The sequence below is a fragment of the Streptomyces sp. NPDC002754 genome, assembly GCF_053592315.1.
Genome location: NZ_JBSFVM010000002.1, coordinates 15,851 through 36,280 on the forward strand (window position 1 = coordinate 15,851; position 20,430 = coordinate 36,280).

The 20,430-nt window shown below is 68.8% G+C and carries 20 protein-coding genes and 1 tRNA gene; 11 read left to right on the plus strand and 10 right to left on the minus strand.

Annotation, left to right across the window (positions count from 1 at the left end; all coding sequences use genetic code 11):
• Positions 1-252: 252 nt before the first annotated feature.
• Positions 253-510, minus strand: coding sequence for a cell division protein CrgA (gene crgA, locus ACWD2L_RS07410; RefSeq protein ID WP_351337328.1), 258 nt, complete (start codon positions 508-510; stop codon positions 253-255).
• A gap of 153 nt (positions 511-663) precedes the next feature.
• Here crgA and ACWD2L_RS07415 point away from each other — a divergent pair, with 153 nt between their 5' ends.
• The 6 genes from ACWD2L_RS07415 (at position 664) to ACWD2L_RS07440 (ending at position 5,089) form a co-directional block, all read left to right on the plus strand.
• Complete coding sequence (locus ACWD2L_RS07415) at positions 664-1,431, plus strand: DUF881 domain-containing protein (RefSeq protein ID WP_351337325.1); 768 nt, start codon at positions 664-666, stop codon at positions 1,429-1,431.
• 30 nt (positions 1,432-1,461) lie between these two features.
• Positions 1,462-2,157, plus strand: coding sequence for a class E sortase (locus ACWD2L_RS07420; RefSeq protein WP_351337322.1), 696 nt, complete (start codon positions 1,462-1,464; stop codon positions 2,155-2,157).
• Between the two features lie 41 nt (positions 2,158-2,198).
• On the plus strand, positions 2,199-2,360 hold the full coding sequence (locus ACWD2L_RS07425; protein ID WP_326022339.1) for a hypothetical protein: 162 nt from the start codon (positions 2,199-2,201) through the stop codon (positions 2,358-2,360).
• The gene (locus ACWD2L_RS07430; protein WP_351337319.1) at positions 2,357-3,004 is read left to right on the plus strand and encodes an aminodeoxychorismate/anthranilate synthase component II; all 648 of its coding nucleotides are present in this window, start codon (positions 2,357-2,359) and stop codon (positions 3,002-3,004) included. The genes ACWD2L_RS07425 and ACWD2L_RS07430 overlap by 4 nt, the downstream gene beginning before the upstream one ends.
• Positions 3,001-4,287, plus strand: a complete 1,287-nt coding sequence (locus tag ACWD2L_RS07435) for a class E sortase (RefSeq protein ID WP_351337316.1) — start codon at positions 3,001-3,003, stop codon at positions 4,285-4,287. Before ACWD2L_RS07430 ends, ACWD2L_RS07435 begins: the two co-directional genes overlap by 4 nt.
• A 61-nt stretch (positions 4,288-4,348) precedes the next feature.
• Entirely contained in the window at positions 4,349-5,089 is a 741-nt protein-coding gene (locus tag ACWD2L_RS07440) for a class E sortase (RefSeq protein ID WP_351337313.1), read from the plus strand.
• Between the two features lie 72 nt (positions 5,090-5,161).
• On the opposite strand, the gene ACWD2L_RS07445 is transcribed toward ACWD2L_RS07440, so the two are convergent.
• The 7 genes from ACWD2L_RS07445 to ACWD2L_RS07475 form a co-directional block, all read right to left on the minus strand.
• Complete coding sequence (locus tag ACWD2L_RS07445; RefSeq protein WP_351337311.1) at positions 5,162-5,908, minus strand: restriction endonuclease; 747 nt, start codon at positions 5,906-5,908, stop codon at positions 5,162-5,164.
• Positions 5,909-6,095: 187 nt separating this feature from the next.
• Positions 6,096-8,084, minus strand: coding sequence for a Stk1 family PASTA domain-containing Ser/Thr kinase (gene pknB, locus ACWD2L_RS07450; protein WP_351337308.1), 1,989 nt, complete (start codon positions 8,082-8,084; stop codon positions 6,096-6,098).
• Positions 8,085-8,283: 199 nt separating this feature from the next.
• Positions 8,284-9,744, minus strand: coding sequence for a peptidoglycan D,D-transpeptidase FtsI family protein (locus ACWD2L_RS07455; RefSeq protein WP_351337305.1), 1,461 nt, complete (start codon positions 9,742-9,744; stop codon positions 8,284-8,286).
• Positions 9,741-11,168, minus strand: a complete 1,428-nt coding sequence (locus tag ACWD2L_RS07460; protein ID WP_351337302.1) for an FtsW/RodA/SpoVE family cell cycle protein — start codon at positions 11,166-11,168, stop codon at positions 9,741-9,743. Before ACWD2L_RS07460 ends, ACWD2L_RS07455 begins: the two co-directional genes overlap by 4 nt.
• A 25-nt stretch (positions 11,169-11,193) precedes the next feature.
• Complete coding sequence (locus ACWD2L_RS07465; RefSeq protein ID WP_351337300.1) at positions 11,194-12,708, minus strand: Stp1/IreP family PP2C-type Ser/Thr phosphatase; 1,515 nt, start codon at positions 12,706-12,708, stop codon at positions 11,194-11,196.
• 149 nt (positions 12,709-12,857) lie between these two features.
• Complete coding sequence (locus ACWD2L_RS07470) at positions 12,858-13,379, minus strand: FHA domain-containing protein FhaB/FipA (protein ID WP_351337297.1); 522 nt, start codon at positions 13,377-13,379, stop codon at positions 12,858-12,860.
• A gap of 10 nt (positions 13,380-13,389) precedes the next feature.
• On the minus strand, positions 13,390-14,250 hold the full coding sequence (locus ACWD2L_RS07475; RefSeq protein WP_351337294.1) for a DUF3662 and FHA domain-containing protein: 861 nt from the start codon (positions 14,248-14,250) through the stop codon (positions 13,390-13,392).
• Between the two features lie 333 nt (positions 14,251-14,583).
• On the opposite strand from ACWD2L_RS07475, the gene ACWD2L_RS07480 reads away from it, so the two are divergent.
• Positions 14,584-14,666, plus strand: a tRNA-Leu gene (locus ACWD2L_RS07480).
• A gap of 164 nt (positions 14,667-14,830) precedes the next feature.
• Here the strand turns inward: ACWD2L_RS07480 and ACWD2L_RS07485 are convergent.
• Positions 14,831-15,484: an FMN-dependent NADH-azoreductase gene (locus tag ACWD2L_RS07485; protein ID WP_351337291.1), complete on the minus strand. Its 654-nt coding sequence runs from the start codon at positions 15,482-15,484 to the stop codon at positions 14,831-14,833.
• A gap of 148 nt (positions 15,485-15,632) precedes the next feature.
• On the opposite strand from ACWD2L_RS07485, the gene ACWD2L_RS07490 reads away from it, so the two are divergent.
• The 4 genes from ACWD2L_RS07490 (at position 15,633) to ACWD2L_RS07505 (ending at position 19,134) form a co-directional block, all read left to right on the plus strand.
• Positions 15,633-16,022 (plus strand): winged helix-turn-helix transcriptional regulator, encoded by a 390-nt coding sequence (locus tag ACWD2L_RS07490; protein ID WP_351337382.1) that lies wholly within the window; start codon positions 15,633-15,635, stop codon positions 16,020-16,022.
• 210 nt (positions 16,023-16,232) lie between these two features.
• Positions 16,233-17,672 (plus strand): DUF2252 domain-containing protein, encoded by a 1,440-nt coding sequence (locus ACWD2L_RS07495; RefSeq protein ID WP_351337379.1) that lies wholly within the window; start codon positions 16,233-16,235, stop codon positions 17,670-17,672.
• Positions 17,673-17,935: 263 nt separating this feature from the next.
• Positions 17,936-18,754: a J domain-containing protein gene (locus ACWD2L_RS07500; protein ID WP_351337377.1), complete on the plus strand. Its 819-nt coding sequence runs from the start codon at positions 17,936-17,938 to the stop codon at positions 18,752-18,754.
• A gap of 50 nt (positions 18,755-18,804) precedes the next feature.
• Complete coding sequence (locus tag ACWD2L_RS07505) at positions 18,805-19,134, plus strand: rhodanese-like domain-containing protein (protein WP_266718725.1); 330 nt, start codon at positions 18,805-18,807, stop codon at positions 19,132-19,134.
• Between the two features lie 95 nt (positions 19,135-19,229).
• Here the strand turns inward: ACWD2L_RS07505 and ACWD2L_RS07510 are convergent, their stop codons facing one another.
• On the minus strand, positions 19,230-20,408 hold the full coding sequence (locus tag ACWD2L_RS07510) for an acyl-CoA dehydrogenase family protein (protein WP_351337289.1): 1,179 nt from the start codon (positions 20,406-20,408) through the stop codon (positions 19,230-19,232).
• Positions 20,409-20,430 lie beyond the last annotated feature (22 nt).

The window sequence follows — 20,430 nt, forward strand, 5'->3', positions numbered from 1 at the left end:
CACGGATGATGAGCCAGGTTGTCCACAGCGAGTGGCGGATCTTGTGCATCCTGTGGGGAACAACTGTGCCCCTTGTCGTCAACCTGGGTTTGACCAGGAGGGACAAGGGGCGAACAGGTGGTCGAGTGGGGTTGAGGCAGTCATACCGGCGTCAACAGCCGGAGGGTTATCCACAGATCATGCGACCTTTTCCACGGCTGTGGATGGTTCATCAAAATCTGTGGATAACTCGGTGGATAGCTCAGGGGAGAGCTACTTCCACTGGGTGGAGACGCCGAAGCCGCCGGCGATGAAGCCGAAGCCCACGACGATGTTCCAGTTGCCGAGCGCCTTGATCGGCAGCGTGCCGTCGGCCACGTAGAAGACGACGATCCAGACGAGTCCGATGAGGAAAAGCGCCAGCATCGCCGGGGCCACCCAACCGCGGTTGGTCAGCTTGATATTGGCTGCCTGCTTCGACGCCGTGGGCGGCGTGTAGTCGGCTTTCTTGCGGATACGTGACTTCGGCACGAGGGTCTCTCCTGTCGATGCGCTGCGTGGCCGCGCAGAGTACGTGGGCTGGCTCTGGAGCAGCGTACAAGGGGAACTTGTGGGGAATCCCCGTGCTCCTCCGGGCGTCCGTTAGCGTAGTGCTTCCGTGGCGTCGAAGGAGATAAGGGTACGTTGAGCAATTCCGTCGACTCTGCCAAGAGCTCCGCCCGTGGGCGCCTGCGGCCCGTGCGCTTGCTCACCGTTGGCGTCTTCGCGCTCGCCGGCCTCATCTTTTTCACCAGTTTCAATACGGCCAAGGGCACCAATATCCGGACGGACGGGTCCCTGCTGAAGCTCTCCGACCTCATCCAGGAGCGCAGCCGTAAGAACAAGGATCTGGAAGCGGTCAACAGCGGGGTCCGCGGTGACGTCGAGCGCCTCGCCGAGCGCGACAACGGCTCCACCGAGGCCGACGACAAGAAGCTGACCGGTCTGGAGAAGGCTTCGGGGACGATGAAGGTGAAGGGTGAGGCGATCTCCGTCACACTCGACGACGCCCCGCCGAACGCGGCCCCCAAGCTGCCCGGCTACCCCGACCCCCAGCCCAACGACCTGGTCATCCACCAGCAGGACCTGCAGGCCGTGGTGAACGCGCTGTGGCACGGCGGCGCCAAGGGCATCAAGGTCATGGACCAGCGCCTCATCTCCACGTCCGCCGTCCGCTGCGTCGGCAACACCCTGATCCTCCAGGGCCGGGTCTACTCGCCCCCGTACAAGATCACCGCGGTCGGGGATCCGGAGAAGCTGAAGCAGACGGTCGCGGCCTCGCCCGAGATCCAGAACTACATGCTGTACGTGAACGCGTACGGGCTCGGCTGGAAAGTCGAGGACGACGGGGCGATGACTCTTCCCGGTTACTCGGGCACAGTGGATCTCCACTACGCGAAGCCCGTGAAGTAGCCATGGAGTAGCCGCCGTACTGGGGGGCCTGTGTCGGTACGTGTCGCCATCAGGACATTCAGTGAACTCTGCATCACCGTCGGCGCCTTGATCGTGCTGTTCGTCGCGTACGTGCTGTTCTGGACCGGTGTGAAGGCGGACAGTGCGATGGGCAGTCAGATCGACGACCTCCAGGACCAGTGGGCGAAGCGGCCGGTGGCCAGCGCGGCGCCCGAGGGGCAGACCAGTACGGCGCCGCCGAAGCAAAGCCCGTACAAGGATGGCGATCCCTTCGGTGTGATGTACATCCCGCGGCTCGGTTTCACGTGGAACAAGCCCGTGCTGCAGAACACGAAGGTCGGCACTCTCAAGAAGGGGCTCGGGCACTACGCCGGCACGGCCCAGCTTGGGGAGAAGGGGAACTTCGCGGTCGCGGGGCACCGGCGCACGTACGGCGACCCGTTCAAGGACTTCCCGAAGCTCAGGCCGGGTGACCCGGTCGTGCTCACCGACGGGACCACCTGGTTCACGTACGTCATCGACACCAAGCCGTACAAGACGCTGCCCAGTGATGTCGGAGTGATCGACCCGGTGCCGCGCAAGTCCGGTTACGAGGAGCCGGGGCGCTATTTGACGCTGACGACGTGTGAGCCGGAGTGGGGCCACAGTCACCGGCTGATCGTCTGGGCGCATCTTGATGCCACTCAGCCTGTGGAGGCAGGCAAACCGAAAGCCTTGCGCCGTTAGTCTGGTGCCGTAATCGCAGAACGGTGGAAGGGGAGCCCGGCATGTACGGCTGGATCTGGCGGCATCTGCCGGGGAACACCTGGGTGAGGGCGGGGATCTCGGTCCTGCTGGCCCTGGCGGTCGTGTACGTCCTCTTCCAGTACATCTTCCCCTGGGCCGAGCCGCTGCTGCCCTTCAACGATGTGACGGTGAACGGCCAGTGAGCACCCGAAAGACCCGCATTCTCGTCGTCGACAACTACGACAGCTTCGTCTTCAACCTCGTCCAGTACCTGTACCAGCTGGGTGCCGAGTGCGAGGTGGTGCGCAACGACGAGGTGACGACCTCGCACGCGCAGGACGGGTTCGACGGCGTGCTGCTCAGCCCGGGTCCCGGCGCCCCCGAACAGGCCGGTGTCTGCATCGAGATGGTGCGGCACTGCGCGGCGACCGGTGTGCCCGTCTTCGGTGTCTGCCTCGGCATGCAGTCGATGCAGGTGGCGTACGGCGGCGTGGTGGACCGCGCCCCCGAGCTGCTGCACGGCAAGACCTCGCTCGTCGGGCACTCGGGCAAGGGCGTCTTCGCGGGCCTCCCCGACCCGTTCACGGCCACCCGCTACCACTCGCTGGCCGCGGAGCCCGGCACCGTACCGGAGGAGCTGGAGGTCACGGCTCGTACCGAGGACGGCATCATCATGGGGCTGCGCCACCGTGAACTGCCCGTCGAGGGCGTGCAGTTCCACCCCGAGTCGGTGCTCACCGAGCACGGGCACCTGATGCTCGCGAACTGGCTCGTCGAGTGCGGGGACCAGGGCGCTGTGGCCAGATCTGCCGGGCTCGCGCCGGTCGTGGGCAGGGCATCGGCGTGACCGCGTTGCGCCCCGAGCAGGACGGTGAGGCCGGCGGGTTCGAGGATGCGGTGCGTCGCCTCGACGACCCGCTGAACGACCCGCTGCCGGGGCAGCACCCGTCGCCGTGGTTCCGGCCGTCGGGAGGGCAGGAGCAGGCGCCACAGCCGGAGCCGGAGCGCCGGCAGGGGCAGCGGCGGGGCGAGGAGTCGAAGCGCCGCCTGGAGCCGGAGCCCGAGTGGTACGACCCGCAGGGGTACGCCCAGGACTGGTACGGGAGCGCGCAGGAGCAGGCCCAGGAGCAGGCGTCCGCGGCCGCGCGCCGGACCCCGGAGCCGCCGCCCGTAGCCCGAGAGGCCGTAACCCGAGAGTCCGTCCCCACTCCCGTACAGGAAGAGCCGGAGCCTCGGCTGGTGCGGGACGACGAGACCGTTGCCCTGCGCACCGCGGACACTCGGCGAATAGTCGAGACCGCGCCGCCCACCGGTGGCCGCGCCGCGCGCAGGAAGGCCGCCAAGCGGGGTGCGGGACGGCACTCGGCCGCGCCCGCGACGGAGCAGGAGTCGGAGCCGGGGGCGGACGGCAAGCCGCTGTCCCGGGTCGAGGCGCGGGCCGCGGCGCGGGCGGCCAAGCCGGGTGCGGGCGTGATCGCGAGCCGAGCGGTCGGCGAAGTCTTCATCAGCCTCGGGGTGTTGATGCTGTTGTTCGTCACCTACCAGCTGTGGTGGTCGAACATAAGGGCCCACGACATCGCCGGCAGCGCCCGGCACAGCCTCGAGGACGACTGGGCCAACGGCAAGCGCAAGCCCGGCGCGTTCGAGCCGGGGCAGGGCTTCGCGATCCTCTACATCCCGAAGCTGGACGTCGTCGTGCCGATCGCCGAGGGGATCAGCAAGCCGCAGGTGCTCGACAAGGGCATGGTCGGGCACTACGACAAGGACAGCATTCCGACGGCGATGCCGGACGCGAAGAAGGGGAACTTCGCGGTCGCCGGGCACCGCAACACTCATGGCGAGCCGTTCCGCTTCATCAACCGTCTTGAGCCGGGTGACCCGATCGTGGTCGAGACGCAGGACAAGTACTACGTGTACAAAATGGCGAGCATCCTCCCGCAGACGATGCCGTCGAACACCGCTGTGCTCAACCCGATCCCGGCGGGCTCCGGATTCACCAAGGCGGGGCGCTACATCACTCTGACGACGTGCACTCCGGAATTCACCAGTACGTATCGAATGATCGTCTGGGGCAAGATGGTCGAGGAGCGTCCGCGGAGCAAGGGCAAGCCGGACGCGCTCGTCGAATAACCGGGGAACTCCGGGCACCAGGCATCGGGCAGTACGGCGCACAGAGACGGGGCATGACGCAGTGGCAGCGACGACCGACCGTGGGGAAGAAGCCGCACCGAACGGCTCTTCGCCTTCGCCCTCGCCCCGGCGCGGCAAGATCGCGACCGCCGTCAGTGTCTTCGGTGAACTGCTCATCACCGCGGGCGTGATCCTCGGTCTATTCGTCGCCTATTCACTGTGGTGGACGAACGTCGTCGCCGATCGCGAGGCGGGCAGGCAGGGCGACAAGGTCCGTGACCAGTGGAAGGGCAGCAGCGGTCCCGGCGCCCTGGACACCAAGAACGGCATCGGCTTCCTGCACGTTCCCGCGATGAGCAAGGGCGACATGCTGGTCGAGAAGGGCACCGACGCCAAGATCCTCAACGACGGTGTCGCCGGCTACTACAAGGACCCCGTGAAGGCGGCGCTGCCGATGAACGGGAAGAACGGCAACTTCTCGCTGGCCGCGCACCGGGACGGACACGGCGCCAAGTTCCACAACATCGACAAGATCGAGAAGGGCGACCCGATCGTCTTCGAGACGAAGGACGACTGGTACGTCTACAAGGTCTACAACATCCTCCCGGAGACATCGAAGTACAACGTGGACGTCCTCGACCAGGTGCCCAAGGAGTCGGGGAAGAAGAAGGCCGGGAAGTACATCACGCTGACGACCTGCACGCCGGTCTACACGTCCACGTACCGCTACGTGGTGTGGGGCGAGCTGGAGCGGGTCGACAAGGTGGACGGCGACCGTACGCCACCGAAGGAACTGCGGTAGGGCGGTTGGCGCTGCCCTTACGATGGGCGGGGCCCGAAGCCGCAACTTGTTTTTGCGACTTCGGGCCCTTTGTCACTTCAGGATGCGCCGGTCTCTGTGGCGAACCTCTTGCTCCGAGCCGTTCATTGCGTCCATGGCCGCCATGGTGATGGCGTGGGTGCTGTTCGCCACAGATACATCCAGCCTCTGGAGCCGGGCGTGGTGGCGGCGCATCCGGCGCTCTACGTGCTGGATGTCTGCGCGCAGGGCGAGCAGCTCGCGGCGGTGCTCGCCGGAGGCTTCGATCAGGGCGTTGAACATCGGGACGACGGTCTTGCCGAGCGTGTCGGCGATGCGTTGGTCGATGCGGGCGTCGAGCGCGTCGAAGCTTGCCGCGTCCTGAGTGCCGACTGGGTCGACTGGTTGGGTGCGGGCCAGGTACTCCATGTCGAGGAGGTAGGTGCGGACTTGGCGGGCGACGTCGCTGTCGCGCAGCAGCATGGCGATGTTGAGGACGGCTCGGCGGGAGTAGAGGGCCAGGCTGGAGCGAGGCTGTGGATAAGTGCCGGGATGGGAACTCAAGTTGAGTTCCTTAAATTCGCGCAGATCAGCGCCTCGCAGCACACGTAGTCCGTTGGAGGTGAGTTCCTGTCGGTGGCGGCTGAGCAGGTTGTTGATGACGGTCTCTGCTACTTCGAAGTACGCCGCCAACATCGCCGTCGTCACATGCATGCCGTCCGGCAGCAGGGACAGGGCCTTCACCTTGTCGAGTACGTCGGTGCGGGCGAGCACGCTGTTGCGCAGGGACTTGGATTCGAGCAGGGCCGATTCGTTGATCACCGGAGTTCCCTTCCGTTTGGGAGGTGTGGTGTCCGGATAACGGATCGGATCGTATGAAGGTATGGGCGAGGTTCGTATCTGCGTGTGAGTGGGGTGCGCCGTGGTGCGGTGTCGGTAAATGTGCCGGAGCCCCGGCCCCCTCACGTAGAGGGGGCCGGGGCTCCGACCGTGCAGCAGGTGCGGGGCGTCAGCCGCCGAGGTTGCCGCCGAAGATGCCGCCGTTGTCGTTCCCGCCGTTGCCGCCGCCGACCGTGGTCAGGGTGACCGTGGTGTTGGCGGGGTCGGACGCGGTGTTGGCCGCCGGGTCCTGGGTGATGACGCGGGCCTCGTCGCCCTGGTCGGCGCCGTCGGCGAACTGGACGTTCTTGAAGCCGGCGTCGTCCAGGATCTTCTTGGCGTCCTTGACCTTCTGGCCGACCACGTTCGGGACCGGGGTCTGCGCGCCCTCCTTGGCGACCTTCAGCGTGACGGTGGAGCCGGGCTCCGCCTGGCTGTCGGCCTGGAGGCTCTGGGCGAAGACCTTGCCGGGCTCGGCCGCGGTGCTCTCCTCCTCGGTGCAGGTCGCCTTCAGGTTGCTGTCCTCGAGCTGCTGGGTGGCCTCGTCGCAGGAGAGGTTGCCGCCGGCCACGTTCGGGACGGTGACGAGCGCCTTCTTCTTGGCGACGGTCAGGGTGATCTCGGTGCCCTTTTCGACCTTGCCGCTCGCGGGGTCCTGCTTGGTGACCGTGCCGGGCGTCCGCTCGGACTCCTCGGTGGTCTTGGTGATGTTGTCGAAGCCCTTGTCGTTCAGCTCGGAGCGGGCCTCGTCGTACGAGAGGCCCGTGACGTCCGGGATGGAGATCTTGGGCGCGCCCGTCGAGACCGACACCGTGACCGTGTCGTTCTTCTCGACCGTGGTGCCGGACTTCGGGTTCTGCGTGCAGATCTGGCCCTTGGGGTAGTCCTCGCAGGGGCCCGACTTGCTGGAGTCCAGCTTGAGGTCGCGGTTCTCGGCCATCTTCTCGGCCTCGCCGACGGTCTTGCCGACGAAGTTCGGGGCCTTGAACGACTCGTTGCCGGCCCCGCCGCCTCCGAAGATCTCTCTGCCGATCAGGACGGCGCCGACGAGCACCAGGATGCCCGCGAGCACCAGGAAGATCGTCGACGTGCGGTTCTTGCCCTGTCTGCGCCGGTCGCCCCGCTCGTCGTAGCCGAAGCCACCGTCGTCCGGGTTGGTCGGCGGCAGCATCGACGTCTGGCCCGCACCGTTCTGCGGGCGCAGCATCGCGGTCTGCTGGTCGTCGGGGTGGCCCCCGCCGTAGCCGACCGCGCCCATGGCGGCGGTGGCGGCGACCGGCCGGCCGTCGAGGCAGGCCTCGATGTCGGCGCGCATCTCGTCGGCCGACTGGTAGCGGTAGTCGGGGTCCTTGGTCAGCGCCTTGAGGACGATGGCGTCCATCTCGGGCGTGATCTCGGAGTCGAAGACCGAGGGGGCCTGGGCCTCCTCGCGGACGTGCTGGTAGGCGACCGCGACCGGGGAGTCGCCGACGAACGGTGGCCGCACGGTGAGCAGTTCGTACAGTAGGCAGCCCGTCGAGTACAGGTCGGAGCGCGCGTCGACCTGCTCGCCCTTGGCCTGCTCGGGCGACAGGTACTGCGCGGTGCCGATGACCGCCGCGGTCTGCGTCATCGTCATGCCGGCGTCGCCCATCGCGCGGGCGATGCCGAAGTCCATGACCTTCACCTGACCGTTGCGGGTCAGCATGACGTTGGCCGGCTTGATGTCGCGGTGCACGATGCCGGCGCGGTGCGAGTACTCGAGCGCCTGGAGGATGCCGACGGTCATCTCCATGGCCCGCTCGGGCAGCAGCTTGCGGCCGGAGTGCAGCAGCTCTCTGAGCGTGGAACCGTCGACGTACTCCATCACGATGTACGGGATCGAGATCTGGTCGACGTAGTCCTCGCCCGTGTCGTACACCGCCACGATCGCGGGATGGTTGAGCGAGGCGGCCGACTGGGCCTCCCGGCGGAACCGGGCCTGGAACGACGGGTCGCGCGCGAGGTCCACCCGCAGCGTCTTCACCGCCACGGTGCGGCCGAGCCGGGTGTCATGGGCGAGGTAGACCTCCGCCATGCCACCACGGCCGAGCACCTGGCCCAGCTCGTACCGGCCGCCGAGGCGACGCGGCTCTTCCATTACCTACCAGCCCTCTCCGTCGGTCCCGACCGTCCCGTGCGGGCGCTGCCGGTGTGCTGTCCGGGCATACCGTACCCGGCTTGCCCAGCGTGACCTGGCCGCCACCGTGACCCGTGACAGGACCGGTATCGCCACGTGCGTCTATGTGAACGGTGAGTGACCCGGCTCACAAGGGGCGGTGAAGCCGGGGTCTCTCGAGTCACTGCTTGCTGTCCACTACCGCCTTCATCACGTCTCGCGCGATCGGCGCGGCCAGGCCACCGCCGGAGATGTCCTGGCGGCCGGCCGCGCTGTCCTCGACGACCACGGCCACGGCCACCGGCGAACCGGAGTCCGTCTTGGCGTAGGAGACGAACCAGGCGTACGGCCTCTCGCTGTTGTCGACGCCGTGCTGGGCGGTACCGGTCTTGCCGCCGACGGTGACGTCGTCGATCTTGGCGTTGGAGCCCGTTCCGTCGTTGACGACGGTCTCCATCATCGACTGGAGCTTCTGCGCGTTCTCCTCGGTGAGCGGCCGGCTCAGCTCCTTCGGGTCCGTCTTGTCGATGGTGTCGAGGCTCGGGGCCTTCAGCTCGTCCACCATGTACGGGTCCATGAGCTTGCCGTCGTTGGCGATCGCCGAAGCGACCATCGCCATCTGCAGCGGCGTCGTGGCGGTGTTGAACTGGCCGATCGAGGAGAGCGCGGTCTCCGACTTGTTCATGTCGTCGTCGAAGTTCGACGCGTTCGAGCGGACCGGGATGAACTGCTCCTTGTTGAAGCCGAACTTGTCGGCCTCCTCGCGCATCGCGTCGTTGCCGAGGTCAGAGCCGATCTTGCCGAAGACGGTGTTGCAGGAGACCTTGAGGGCGACCCGCAGTGTCGCGTTCTTGCAAGGGATGTTGCCCTCGTTCGGCAGCGGCGTCGTGGTGCCCGGCATGGTCCACGGCAGCGGGGTGTCCGTCTTCTGGTCCGGTTCGTAGTTCCCGCTCTCCAGCGCGGCCGCGGCCGTCACCAGCTTGAACGTCGAACCCGGCGGGTACGTCTCGCGCAGCGCGCGGTTCAGGAGCGGCTTGTCCTTGTCCTTGTCGAGGTCCGTGAACGTCTTGCTGTCGTCGGTGGAGTTCCCGGCGAAGGACGAGGGGTCGTACGACGGCGTGGAGGCGAGCGCGAGGATCTTGCCGGTGGACGGCTCGATGGCGGCGACGGCACCCTTGCCGCGGTTCTTCAGGCCGTCGTAGGCGGCCTTCTGCGCGGCGGCGTTGAGGGTGGTGACGACGTTGCCGCCCTCCTTCTGCTTGCCCGTGATCATGTCGAGGGTGTTGCGGAAGAAGAGGCGGTCGTCGTTGCCGCTGAGGATGCCGTCCTCGAGGTTCTCGATCTGGCTGGCGCCGACGACCTGCGAGGCGTAGCCGGTGACGGGCGACCACATGGGCCCGTCCTTCCAGGTCCGCTTGTACTTGAGGTCGGTGCCGGTGGTCGCCTTGGAGCCGGTGATGGACTTGCCGTCGACGATGATGTCGCCGCGCGGCGTCGAGTACCGCTCGATGGCGACGCGACGGTTGTCCTTGTCGGAGGCGAGCGAGTCGGCCTTCACGTACTGGAGCCAGTTGTCGCGGATCAGGAGGCCGAGGACCAGGAGTCCGCAGAAGATCGCGATGCGGCGCAGGGGCTTGTTCACGGTCGGACCACCTGGGTCATCTCGGCGTCGGGACTTGGCGTGGGGCTCGGCGCGGGCCGCCGCGCGGTGTCGCTGATCCGGATCAGGATGCCGATGAGCGCCCAGTTGGCGATGACGGAGGAGCCGCCGTACGCGAGGAAGGGCATCGTCATACCGGTCAGCGGGATGAGTCCCATGACACCGCCGGCGACGACGAAGACCTGCAGCGCGAAGGCGCCGGACAGGCCGACGGCGAGCAGCTTGCCGAAGGGGTCGCGGGCCGCGAGCGCGGTGCGTACGCCGCGCTCCACGATCAGTGCGTAGATCAGCAGCAGCGCCATCAGGCCTGCGAGGCCCAGCTCCTCGCCGAAGGTGGCGAGGATGAAGTCGGAGTTCGCGGCGAAGCGGATGAGCTCGGAGTGGCCCTGGCCCCAGCCGGTGCCGAGGGTGCCGCCGGAACCGAAGGCCCACAGTGCCTGCATCGCCTGCTCGGAGTGGCCTGCCACGCCCTGCTGGCTGAGCATGTACTCCTTCATCGGGTCGAGCCAGGCGTCGACGCGCTGCTGGATGTGCGGCTCGAACGTGGCCACACCGACGGCGCCGACCGCGGACATCAGCAGACCGAAGACGATCCAGCTGGTCCGCTCGGTGGCGACGTACAGCATGATGATGAACATTCCGAAGAACAGCAGCGACGTACCGAGGTCGGTCTCGAAGACCAGGATGACGATCGAGATCCCCCAGACGACGAGGATCGGTCCGAGGTCGCGGCCGCGCGGCAGGTACAGGCCCATGAAGCGGCGTGAGGCGAGTGCCAGGGCGTCCCGCTTCACCATCAGGTAGCCGGCGAAGAAGATCGCGAGCACGATCTTCGCGAACTCACCGGGCTGGATGGAGAATCCGCCGATGTTGATCCAGATCCGCGCGCCGAAGATGTTCTGGCCGAGGCCGGGAACCAGCGGGAGCAGCAGCAGGATCACGGCGCCGAGCATGGAGATGTAGGTGTAGCGCTGCAGGGCGCGGTGGTCCTTGAGAAAGATCAGCACGACGATGAAGAGCGCGATGCCCATGGCCGTGTACATCAGCTGCTTCGGCGCGGCGCTGCCCGCCTGGTCGATCGACTGGAGCAGCTTCGACTGGTCGAGCCGCCAGATGACCACCAGGCCGAGCCCGTTGAGCAGGGTGGCCAGCGGCAGCATCAGGGGGTCCGCATACGCCGCGAACTTCCGTACGACGATGTGGGCGACGCCCGCGAGCAGGCCGAGGCCAAGACCGTAGCCGAGCAGGCCTGTGGGGACCTCGCCGTCGAGGGCGAGGCCGACATTGGCGTACGCGAACACCGGGATGATCACGGCGAACACGAGCAGTGCCAGCTCGGTGTTGCGTCGGCTGGGTGCTCCGATCGCTCCAATGGTCGACGTATGGGTCGTGGAGTTACTACTCATGGCGTGCTGAGGCCCCCAACGGCTTCTACTGCTGTGCGCACGCCTTGGCCAGCTGCTGCTCTTCCTCGGAAAGAGTGGGGCCAGGGGTGGGCGTGGGAGAGGTCTTGGACTTGCCGGACGACGACGGGTTCGGCGTGGGTGTGTCGGTGCGGAACGACGCCTGGGACGCCGTGCCTCCTGTGGAGGTTCCGCCTGCTTCGCCCTCGCCGGTCTTCGCGTTCTTCTCGTTCTCGGCCTTGTCCCGTGCGGCCTGCTTCTCGCATGCGGTGGCCTGCGCGGACAGTTCCTGGATCTTGTCCTGGGCGGCGGCCAGGTCACCTTCGGCGATGGTCGCGTCGACCTGCTTGCGCTGGTACGGCGGCAGGTACTTGAGCTGGATCTCCGGGTGGTCCTTCTCGACGTTGGACAGGCTCACCCAGGCGAGGTCCTGACTGATGCCGCGGTACAGCGCCACGTGCGCCTCGTTGGTGCCTACGTAGTACTGCGTCTGTGTCCAGCGGTAGCCGCCGTAGAGGCCACCGCCGATGACGGCCAGCGCGAGCACCGTGTAGAGGGATCTCTTGAGCCACCTGCGGCGGGGCCGCGGCTTCACGAAGTCCTCGTCCGAGTAGGAGAGACCCTCCACGGCGCCGCTGTCAGGCGGACCGAACTCGCCGCCCCCGCCGGGGGATCCGCCGGTGGCCTGGCGGCCGAGTCCGGCGGCGCGGCCCGCGGGGGTCTCCATCGCGCTGCCTTCGTGCAGCGCCTGCTGGTTCTCGGCGACGGCGCCGACGACCACGGGGGCGTCGGAGAGGTGACCGGCGAGGGTGTCCCCGCTGTCGATGTCGAGGACGTCCGCGATGATCACGGTGATGTTGTCGGGTCCGCCGCCGCGCAGCGCCAGCTGGATCAGGTCCTGGACCGTCTCCTGCGGGCCCTGGTAGCTGGCGAGGGTCTCCTCCATCGTCTGGTGGGAGACGACGCCGGAGAGGCCGTCGGAGCAGATCAGGTACCGGTCGCCGGCCCGGACCTCACGGATGGAGAGGTCGGGTTCGACGTGGTCGCCGCTGCCCAGCGCGCGCATGAGCAGCGAGCGCTGCGGGTGCGTGGTGGCTTCCTCTTCCGTGATGCGGCCCTCGTCGACGAGGCGCTGCACCCACGTGTGGTCCTGGGTGATCTGCGTCAGCACGCCGTCGCGCAGCAGGTACGCGCGCGAGTCGCCGACGTGTACGAGGCCGAGCCGCTGGCCCGTCCACAGCAGCGCGGTCAGGGTGGTCCCCATGCCCTCGAGCTGGGGGTCCTCCTCGACCATCATCCGGAGCTGGTCGTTGGCCCGCTGCACGGCGGTGCCGAGCGAGGTCAGGATGTCCGACCCGGGCACGTCGTCGTCGAGCGCGACGATGGTGGAGATCACCTCGGACGAGGCGACCTCACCGGCGGCCTGGCCGCCCATGCCGTCGGCGATCGCGAGCAGTCGGGGGCCGGCGTAGCCGGAGTCCTCGTTGCCCTCGCGGATCATGCCTTTGTGTGATCCGGCGGCGAAGCGCAGTGACAGACTCATGCGCACCTGCCCAGCCGGCTCAGACTCCGGGTACAGCCGGTCGTGTCGAACCACACTGCCCACCCTCCGGTCGGGAGCGCGCCGGGGTCCGGGGCAGCAAGGGCCCGGACGTCCGCGTCGGCCCGCTCGCGCTCATTCATGACGTAGCACTACTTCCGCAGCTCGATGACGGTCTTGCCGATGCGGATCGGCGCGCCCAGCGGAATCGGCTGGGGCGTCGTGAGGCGGGTCCGGTCGAGATATGTGCCGTTGGTGGACCCGAGATCCTCGACGATCCACTGGCCGTCCCGGTCCGGGTAGATCCTGGCATGCCGGCTCGACGCGTAGTCGTCGTCGAGCACGATCGTGCTGTCGTGCGCACGGCCGAGCGTGATCGTCTGCCCCTGCAGCGCCACCGTCGTACCGGTGAGCGTGCCTTCGGAGACGACCAGCTTGGTGGGGGCACCGCGCCGCTGGCGGCCGCCGCCCCCTTGCTGCTGTTGCCGCTGCTGCGGAGGCGCAGCGGCCTGTCGTGCGGCCTGTTGCGCGCGCCCGCTTTCACGGCGCGAGCCGCGTGCGGTGACGCGCGTACCGAACAGGTCGCTGCGGATGACCTGGACGGCCACGATCACGAACAGCCACAGAACGGCCAGGAAACCCAGCCGCATGACCGTCAGGGTCAGCTCTGACATTGCCCCCGCTTCACCCTTCGGCTTGCCGATAAACGATGGTGGTTTGGCCCACGACGATCCGCGAGCCGTCGCGGAGCGTAGCGCGGGTGGTGTGCTGCCCGTCCACCACGATGCCGTTGGTGGATCCGAGATCCTGGATCGTCGAGGGCGTTCCGGTCCGGATCTCGCAGTGCCGGCGCGATACGCCGGGGTCGTCGATCCGCACGTCGGCCTCGGTGGACCGGCCGAGCACGAGGGTGGCGCGGGAGATCTGGTGGCGTGAGCCATTGATCTCGATCCAGTGGCGCATGCGGGCGCCGGGCAGCGGGCCCGCGTCGGGCTGCTGTCCCTGTGCCGCGGGTGCCGGCTGGGATGCCTGCGCCGGACGGGCCGGCGGCGGGGCGGAGGGCATCGGCGGGGCCGCGGTGGGCTGCGGGTATCCGTAGCCACCGGGCGCCTGGTTCGGCCGGGCGGCCGGGGCGGGGCGCTGCTGCTGTGCCGGCCTGTCCTGGCTGGTGGAGGACGCGAGGGTGCGGCTGCGTACCCGGTACAGACCCGTGTCCAGGTCGTCCGCCTTCTCCAGGTGCACCTTGATGGGGCCCATGAAGCTGTAGCGCTGCTGCTTCGCGTAGTCGCGCACCATGCCTGACAGCTCGTCACCGAGCTGCCCCGAGTAGGGGCTCAGGCGCTCGTAGTCGGGCGCGCTGAGTTCCACGATGAAGTCATTGGGGACGACCGTCCGGTCGCGGTTCCAGATCGTGGCGTTGTTGTCGCACTCGCGCTGCAGCGCCCCGGCGATCTCGACGGGCTGCACCTCGGACTTGAAGACCTTGGCGAAGGTGCCGTTGACCAGCCCCTCGAGGCGCTGTTCAAACTTCTTCAGGACTCCCATGGGGCACCTCCTCCTTCTTTGCGGTCCTGCCTGCTTGGTACTGCTTACTGATCGTATCCACGCGTCGGGAAATCGGCTGGTTCCCCCTGTCCGCCTGCTCGATGAGTGTCGACGCTCACAGCCCCTCAACCGGGCCCCTTGTCTGGGGATCGTAGAGGTGGCCTCTGAACAGTGTCCCGTACGCGGCTGTGGGCTGTGGGCGATCCGGCTCCGGATGCCCGGTGGGGGGCCGGTTGAACGGATGTGAATCCGCCGTCTGCAGCGTGCTAATGTTTTGTTCGTCGGAAGGCGCCGGGCCCGAAAGGGCGCAGAGTTCGGAAGACACACTCGATTGCGCGAGTGGCGGAACGGCAGACGCGCTGGCTTCAGGTGCCAGTGTCCTTCGGGACGTGGGGGTTCAAATCCCCCCTCGCGCACAGTGAAAAGCCCCGCAGATCCTTGGATCTGCGGGGCTTTTGCGTTGCTCGACAAAGTTGCCCGCCACAGGTGGGTGCGCATGCCCACAGGGCCCCACGAACCGGTCGGTCGTGGGGCCCTGTGGGTTATGTCACGCTCACTACGCGCGCGTGGTCGCGCGTGCTCAGGCGGCGAAGCGGGAGGCGAGCGTCTTGCCCTTTTCCTCGGCGTCCGTGAGGGCCTTGGCGCGGGAGGCCTCGTAGAGCGGGACGAGCTCGGCCATCGCCGGGTTCTGCGGGGCCATCGTCAGCTCCGGGACGATGAAGTCCAGGTCGAGGCCGAGGCCGTCGCGCAGGGTCGCGCCCAGGAAGTTCTGCACGTACTCGAAGCCCTCGCGCGGGGTGCCCGGCGCGTAGGAGCCGCCGCGGCTGGCGACGACGGTGACCGGGGTGCCCTTGGCGGACTGGGTCTCGGGGCCCGAGGTGCGGCCCATGAGGATGACGTTGTCCAGCCACGCCTTCAGCGTGGAGGGGATCGAGAAGTTGTACATCGGGGCGCCGATCAGGATGGCGTCCGCCTGCTCCAGCTCCTCGATGAGCTTGACGCGCTCGGCGAAGGCGGCGGCCTGCTCCGGCGTGTGCGCGTCGGCGGGGACGAAGCCGGCCACGTGGGCCTCGGCGGTGATGTGCGGCACCGGGGCCGCGGCCAGGTCGCGGTAGACGACGGTGCCCTCCGGGTGCTGCTCCTCCCAGGCCTTGCGGAAGGCGTCCGTGACGGCGCGGGACGCGGAGGCCTGGCCGTCGAAGACGGAGGAGTCGATGTGGAGCAGGGTGGCCATGGTTCTCTCCCGTGAGGGTTGAGGGCGCCCCCGAGGGTTGAGGGAGCCGTAATTGAGTATGTAACTATTAATAGCACAGGTACTTACTTTTTTTCACCCCCATACGAGAACGCAGTACCCTGGAGGCATGGTGGGCAACGGGGAAGACATGAGCGAGGCGTGTGCGGGAGGCGCCGTGACCCAAGAACCCCACGGGTGTTCGACGGTCGACATCGGCATGACGCGCGTCTTCGGACTGCTGGGCAAGCGCTGGACGGGGCTGATCGTGTCCGTCCTGATGGGCGGCCCCCGACACTTCGCGGACCTGCGAAGGGCCATTCCGGGCATCAGCGAGCGGATGCTCTCCGACCGGCTGACCGAGCTCGGCGCGGCCGGCCTCGTCGTACGGCAGGTCGACGAAGGGCCGCCGTTGCGCGTCTCGTACCGGCTCTCGGCGGCGGGCGCCGCGCTGCAGCCTTCGCTGCGGGAGCTGGGCGACTGGGCCGGGACATATCTGGGTGCCGAGGGCGGGACGTGTCCGGAGGAGTTCCGGAAGTGACGGCCGGAAGTGACGGCTGGAAGTGACGGCCGGGGTTCGAGTTCTGGGAGCAACCGGCCCGTGGAGTGAGCGAGTTGTGCACGTGCTGAGGGTTTTCCACAGGCCCTGACGGGTTTTCCGGCCCGGCGGTACGGTCGTGACCGATCACATACGAGGCACGGCAGAGGCACGGCATGGGGGAGGCGGTCGGACGTGGGCGGATCGGATCACGTGGCGGTGCCGCGGCAGGGCGGGACGCGGAAGTCCGCGGAGGCAGGGGCGCGGCGGCTGCCGCGGGTGCCGGGGTTCGCGGAGCCCGCGGGAGGCTCGGGCGGCACGCCCAAGGCGGCGGGCAAGGCGCTGCGGGGGCAGGTGCCGCGGAGCGCGCACCGCGACTTCGCGGCGGACCCGGACCGGCCCGACGGACCGGCCGCCGTCGAGGAGTCCAACCGCGGCCGGATCCCCGAGCTCACGCCGATCCGTGTCGGACGGATGGCCGCCACCCCCTTCGCGTTCCTGCGCGGCTCCGCGGGCCTGATGGCGTACGACCTCGCGCGCACGCCGGTGACCGGCATCGGCGCCCAGATATGCGGTGACGCGCACGCGGCCAACTTCGGCCTCTACGCGGACGCGCGCGGCGGCCTCGTCATCGACCTCAACGACTTCGACGAGACGGTGCACGGCCCCTGGGAATGGGACCTGAAGCGGCTCGCCACGTCGCTCGTGCTCGCCGGCCGGGAGGCGGGGGCCGACGAGGACACCTGCAAGGAAGCGGCGCACGACGCCGTCGGCGCCTACCGGCGCACCATGCGGCTCCTCGCGAAACTCCCCGTCCTGGAGGCGTGGAACGCGATCGCCGACGAGGAACTGGTCTCCCACGCGAACGCCCGCGATCTGCTCGGCACCCTGGAGCGGGTCTCCGAGAAGGCCAGCAAGAACACCAGCGGACGGTACGCGGCCAAGTCCACGGTCGCGGTGGAAGGCGGCGGACGGCGGTTCGTGGACGCGCCGCCGGTGCTGCGCTCGGTGCCCGACGCGGAGGCCGCGGCCGTCGCGAGCGCGCTGGGCCCCTATCTGGACACACTGTCCGCGGACCGGCTGCCGCTGCTCGGTCGGTACGCGATCCATGACGTGGCCTTCCGCGTCGTCGGCACCGGCAGCGTCGGCACCCGCTCCTACGTGGTGCTGCTCCTCGACCACCGGGGCGAGCCGCTGGTGCTGCAGGTGAAGGAGGCGCGGCCCTCAGCGCTGCTCCCGCACCTGTCGGCGGCCGGGTTCGCGGCGGAGCCCGTCGAGCACGAGGGCAGGCGGGTGGTGCTCGGGCAGAAGCGGATGCAGGTCGTCAGCGACATCCTGCTCGGCTGGACCACGGTCGACGGACGTCCTTTCCAGGTCCGGCAGTTCAGGAACCGAAAGGGCAGCGTCGACCCGGCCGCCCTCGCCGCCGACCAGATCGACGACTACGCCCGGATGACCGGCGCCCTGCTCGCCCGCGCCCACGCGCACAGCGCCGACCCGCGGCTCGTCGCCGGGTACTGCGGCAAGAACGAGGAGCTGGACGAGGCGGTGGCCGCGTTCGCCGTCACCTACGCGGACCGGACCGAGGCCGACCACGGGGACCTTGTGCGGGCCGTGCGTGAGGGGCGGGTGGCGGCGGAGGCGGGCGTTTGAGGCGGGGCGTCTGTGAGGAGCGGGCGGTGGCGGCAGTGCGGGATGGCTTCGCCCGTGCGGGGGCGGCTTCGTAGGGCTTCGGCGGGTTGGGTCGGGTTGCGTCGGGTCGTCGGGTTACGCCGGGCTTCGTCGATCAGGGGCGTTGCCGTTGCCGTTCGGGTGCGGTCAACACCGTGCCCTACGCTGGTCGTGTGACGACCCCGGAGACCGACGATGCGGCAGGGCGGCCGGAGGAGCAACCTCGGGAGCGCCTCAAGGACCGCCTGAAGGAACGCCTCAACGAGCGGGCCCAAGAGCGGAGCGCGGAGCGGCCGGAGGCGCGCCTCGAGCGGGCCGTGCGCGCCGCCGAGCAGGCGTTGATCGAGTTCGAGATCGCCGTGGAGACCTTCCGGGTCGAGGTGGAGAACTTCTCGCGCCTGCACCACCAGAAGCTCGGGCCGATGTACACGCGGCTCGACGAGCTGGAGGCGCTGATCGCGGAGGCGACGGCGGCCCGCACCGGTGACGCGGAGGACCTTCGCAGGGCCGACGAGGCGCGGGCGCGGGTGATGCCGATGCCGGGCGTCGAGGAGCTGTTCCACGGGTGGATGGACGGGGACGGACTGTTCCCCGAGGCCACCGCGATGCTGACCGATCAGCCGGTGCGGCCGCCGCAGCGGGTACGGCCCAGCGAGGAGGCGCGCAAGCTCTACCGCGAGCTGGCCCGCAAGGCGCACCCGGACCTGGCGCAGGACGACAGTGAGCGGGAGCGGCGCGACGAGTTCATCTCCCGGGTGAACGCGGCGTACGGCCGGGGTGACGCGGCGTTGCTGCGCGAGCTGGCCGAGGAGTGGGCCGCGGGTCCCAAGCCGCCCGAGCAGCAGCCGACCGAGAGCGAGGAGCTGTACGCCCGCCTCGAGTGGCTGGCGCAGCGCAAGGAACTGCTCACGGCGGTGGCGCAGGAGCTGGAGGAGAGCGCGATCGGCTCGATGCTGCGGATGGCGCCCGACGACCCGGACACCTTGCTCGACGAGATCGGCGAGAAGCTCCTTGCACAGGTCGCCGAGCGTGAGTCCGAGCTGGAGCGGCTGACCGCGTCCTGAGTCCCGGGGTCCGAGAGGGTAGCGTCGGGGGCATGGTTTTCGGTTCTGGTGTGCCCACGGTCGCTGTCGACGAGCTCAAGGAAGAGGACTTCCTCCTCGACGTCCGTGAGGACGACGAGTGGCAGGCGGGTCACGCGGCGGGTGCGCTGCACATTCCGATGAGCGAATTCGTCGCCCGCTACGGCGAGTTGACCGAGGCGGCGCCGCAGGACGGCCGCGTCAACGTGATCTGCCGCTCCGGCGGGCGCTCCGCCCAGGTGACGATGTACCTGGCTCAGCAGGGCGTCGACGCGGTGAACGTCGACGGGGGCATGCAGGCCTGGGAGGCGGCCGGCCGCGCCGTCGTGGACGACAACGGGCAGCCGGGCGCCGTGGCCTGAGGCCTTTCTCTCCGGATCTCTCCGGATCTCTCCGGATCTCTCCGGATCTCTCCGGATCTCTTCGGACGGGCCTGCTTCTCTTCGGACGGGCCCGCTCAGCCGAGGGGGTGCGCCGCCAGTAGGTCGCCGAGTGCCTCCTCGTGGGCGGCGGCCGGGCCGAGCGAGAGCTCCAGGTGCTTCGCCCACGCGTGATAGCGGTGCAGCGGGTAGTCCGTGTCCGCGCCGAAGCCGCCGTGCAGGTGCTGTGCAGTCTGCACGACACGTCGCACGCCGTCGGACGCCCAGGTCTTGGCGACCGCCACGTCTCCCGCGACCGGTAGCGGGCCGCTCGCCTCGCTGCTGATGCGCCAGGCCGCCTGCCACAGGGTGGCTTCCATGGCGCGCAGGTCGATATAGCGGTCGGCGGCCTGCACGGCCACGGCCTGGAACGTGGCGATGGGGTAACCGAACTGCTCGCGCTTGCCCGCGTAGTCGCTGGTCATCTTCAGCACGCCTTCACCGAGGCCGAGCGCGAGCGCACAGGTGCCGGTGGCGAGCAGGTCGTGCAGGCGCGGCCAGGCCCTGGCGTCCTCGATGAGGTGCGGTGCCTCGACGCGCACGCCGTCCAGGCGCAGCTCGGCCTGCCGCTCGCCGGTCGTCGATATCTGCTCGGCGAGTGTGAGCCCCGGTACGTCGGCGAACGGTCCCGGGAGCACCGCCAGCACCGCTTCGCCCTCGCCGGTGTGGGCCGGGACGAGGATCCGGTCGGCGCCGAAGGCCCAGGGCACGGCCGTCTGCACGCCGTCGAGCACCCAGGTGCCCGGTCCGGCGTCCGGTCCGGCGTCCGGCCCCACGGCGGGCTCCTTGCGTGCGGTCACCGCCAGTTCGGCAGGGTCGTGCCCGGTGTGGCCCGCGGAGGCGACGGTCAGCACGAGTTCGCCGCGCGCGGCGCGGGGGAGGATCTCCTGCCGCAACTCCGCTCTGCCGCAGGCCTGTACGACCGTGGCGGCCGCGCTGTGTTCAAGGAGCGGGATCCGGGCGAGGACCTTGGCCGATTCGCGCAGCACCAGGCAGAGCGCGATGACGTCGAGTCCCGCTCCACCGAGTTCGGGGCCGATCAGCAGGCTGAGCAGATCGGCGTCGGCGGCCTTCGCCCACAGCGCCTGGTCGAAGTCCTCGGCGACCGCGCCCGAGGTGAGTGAGGGACTGGGCACGCTGTCCGGCGCGACCGGCCCGAACACCGCCTGCGCCGCCTCGACGGCCGCCTGTTGCTCCTCGGAGAAGGTGAAGTCCACTGGCCCTGCCTCCCGTTCCTGC

Coding starts and splice junctions, on each gene's coding strand:
- ACWD2L_RS07490 (WP_351337382.1), top strand. CDS start 15,633: ATGAGCGAGGCGTGTGCGGGAGGCGCCGTGACCCAAGAACCCCACGGG.
- ACWD2L_RS07465 (WP_351337300.1), bottom strand. CDS start 12,708: ATGAGTCTGTCACTGCGCTTCGCCGCCGGATCACACAAAGGCATGATC.
- ACWD2L_RS07475 (WP_351337294.1), bottom strand. CDS start 14,250: ATGGGAGTCCTGAAGAAGTTTGAACAGCGCCTCGAGGGGCTGGTCAAC.
- ACWD2L_RS07485 (WP_351337291.1), bottom strand. CDS start 15,484: ATGGCCACCCTGCTCCACATCGACTCCTCCGTCTTCGACGGCCAGGCC.
- ACWD2L_RS07470 (WP_351337297.1), bottom strand. CDS start 13,379: ATGTCAGAGCTGACCCTGACGGTCATGCGGCTGGGTTTCCTGGCCGTT.
- ACWD2L_RS07425 (WP_326022339.1), top strand. CDS start 2,199: ATGTACGGCTGGATCTGGCGGCATCTGCCGGGGAACACCTGGGTGAGG.
- pknB (WP_351337308.1), bottom strand. CDS start 8,084: ATGGAAGAGCCGCGTCGCCTCGGCGGCCGGTACGAGCTGGGCCAGGTG.
- ACWD2L_RS07460 (WP_351337302.1), bottom strand. CDS start 11,168: ATGAGTAGTAACTCCACGACCCATACGTCGACCATTGGAGCGATCGGA.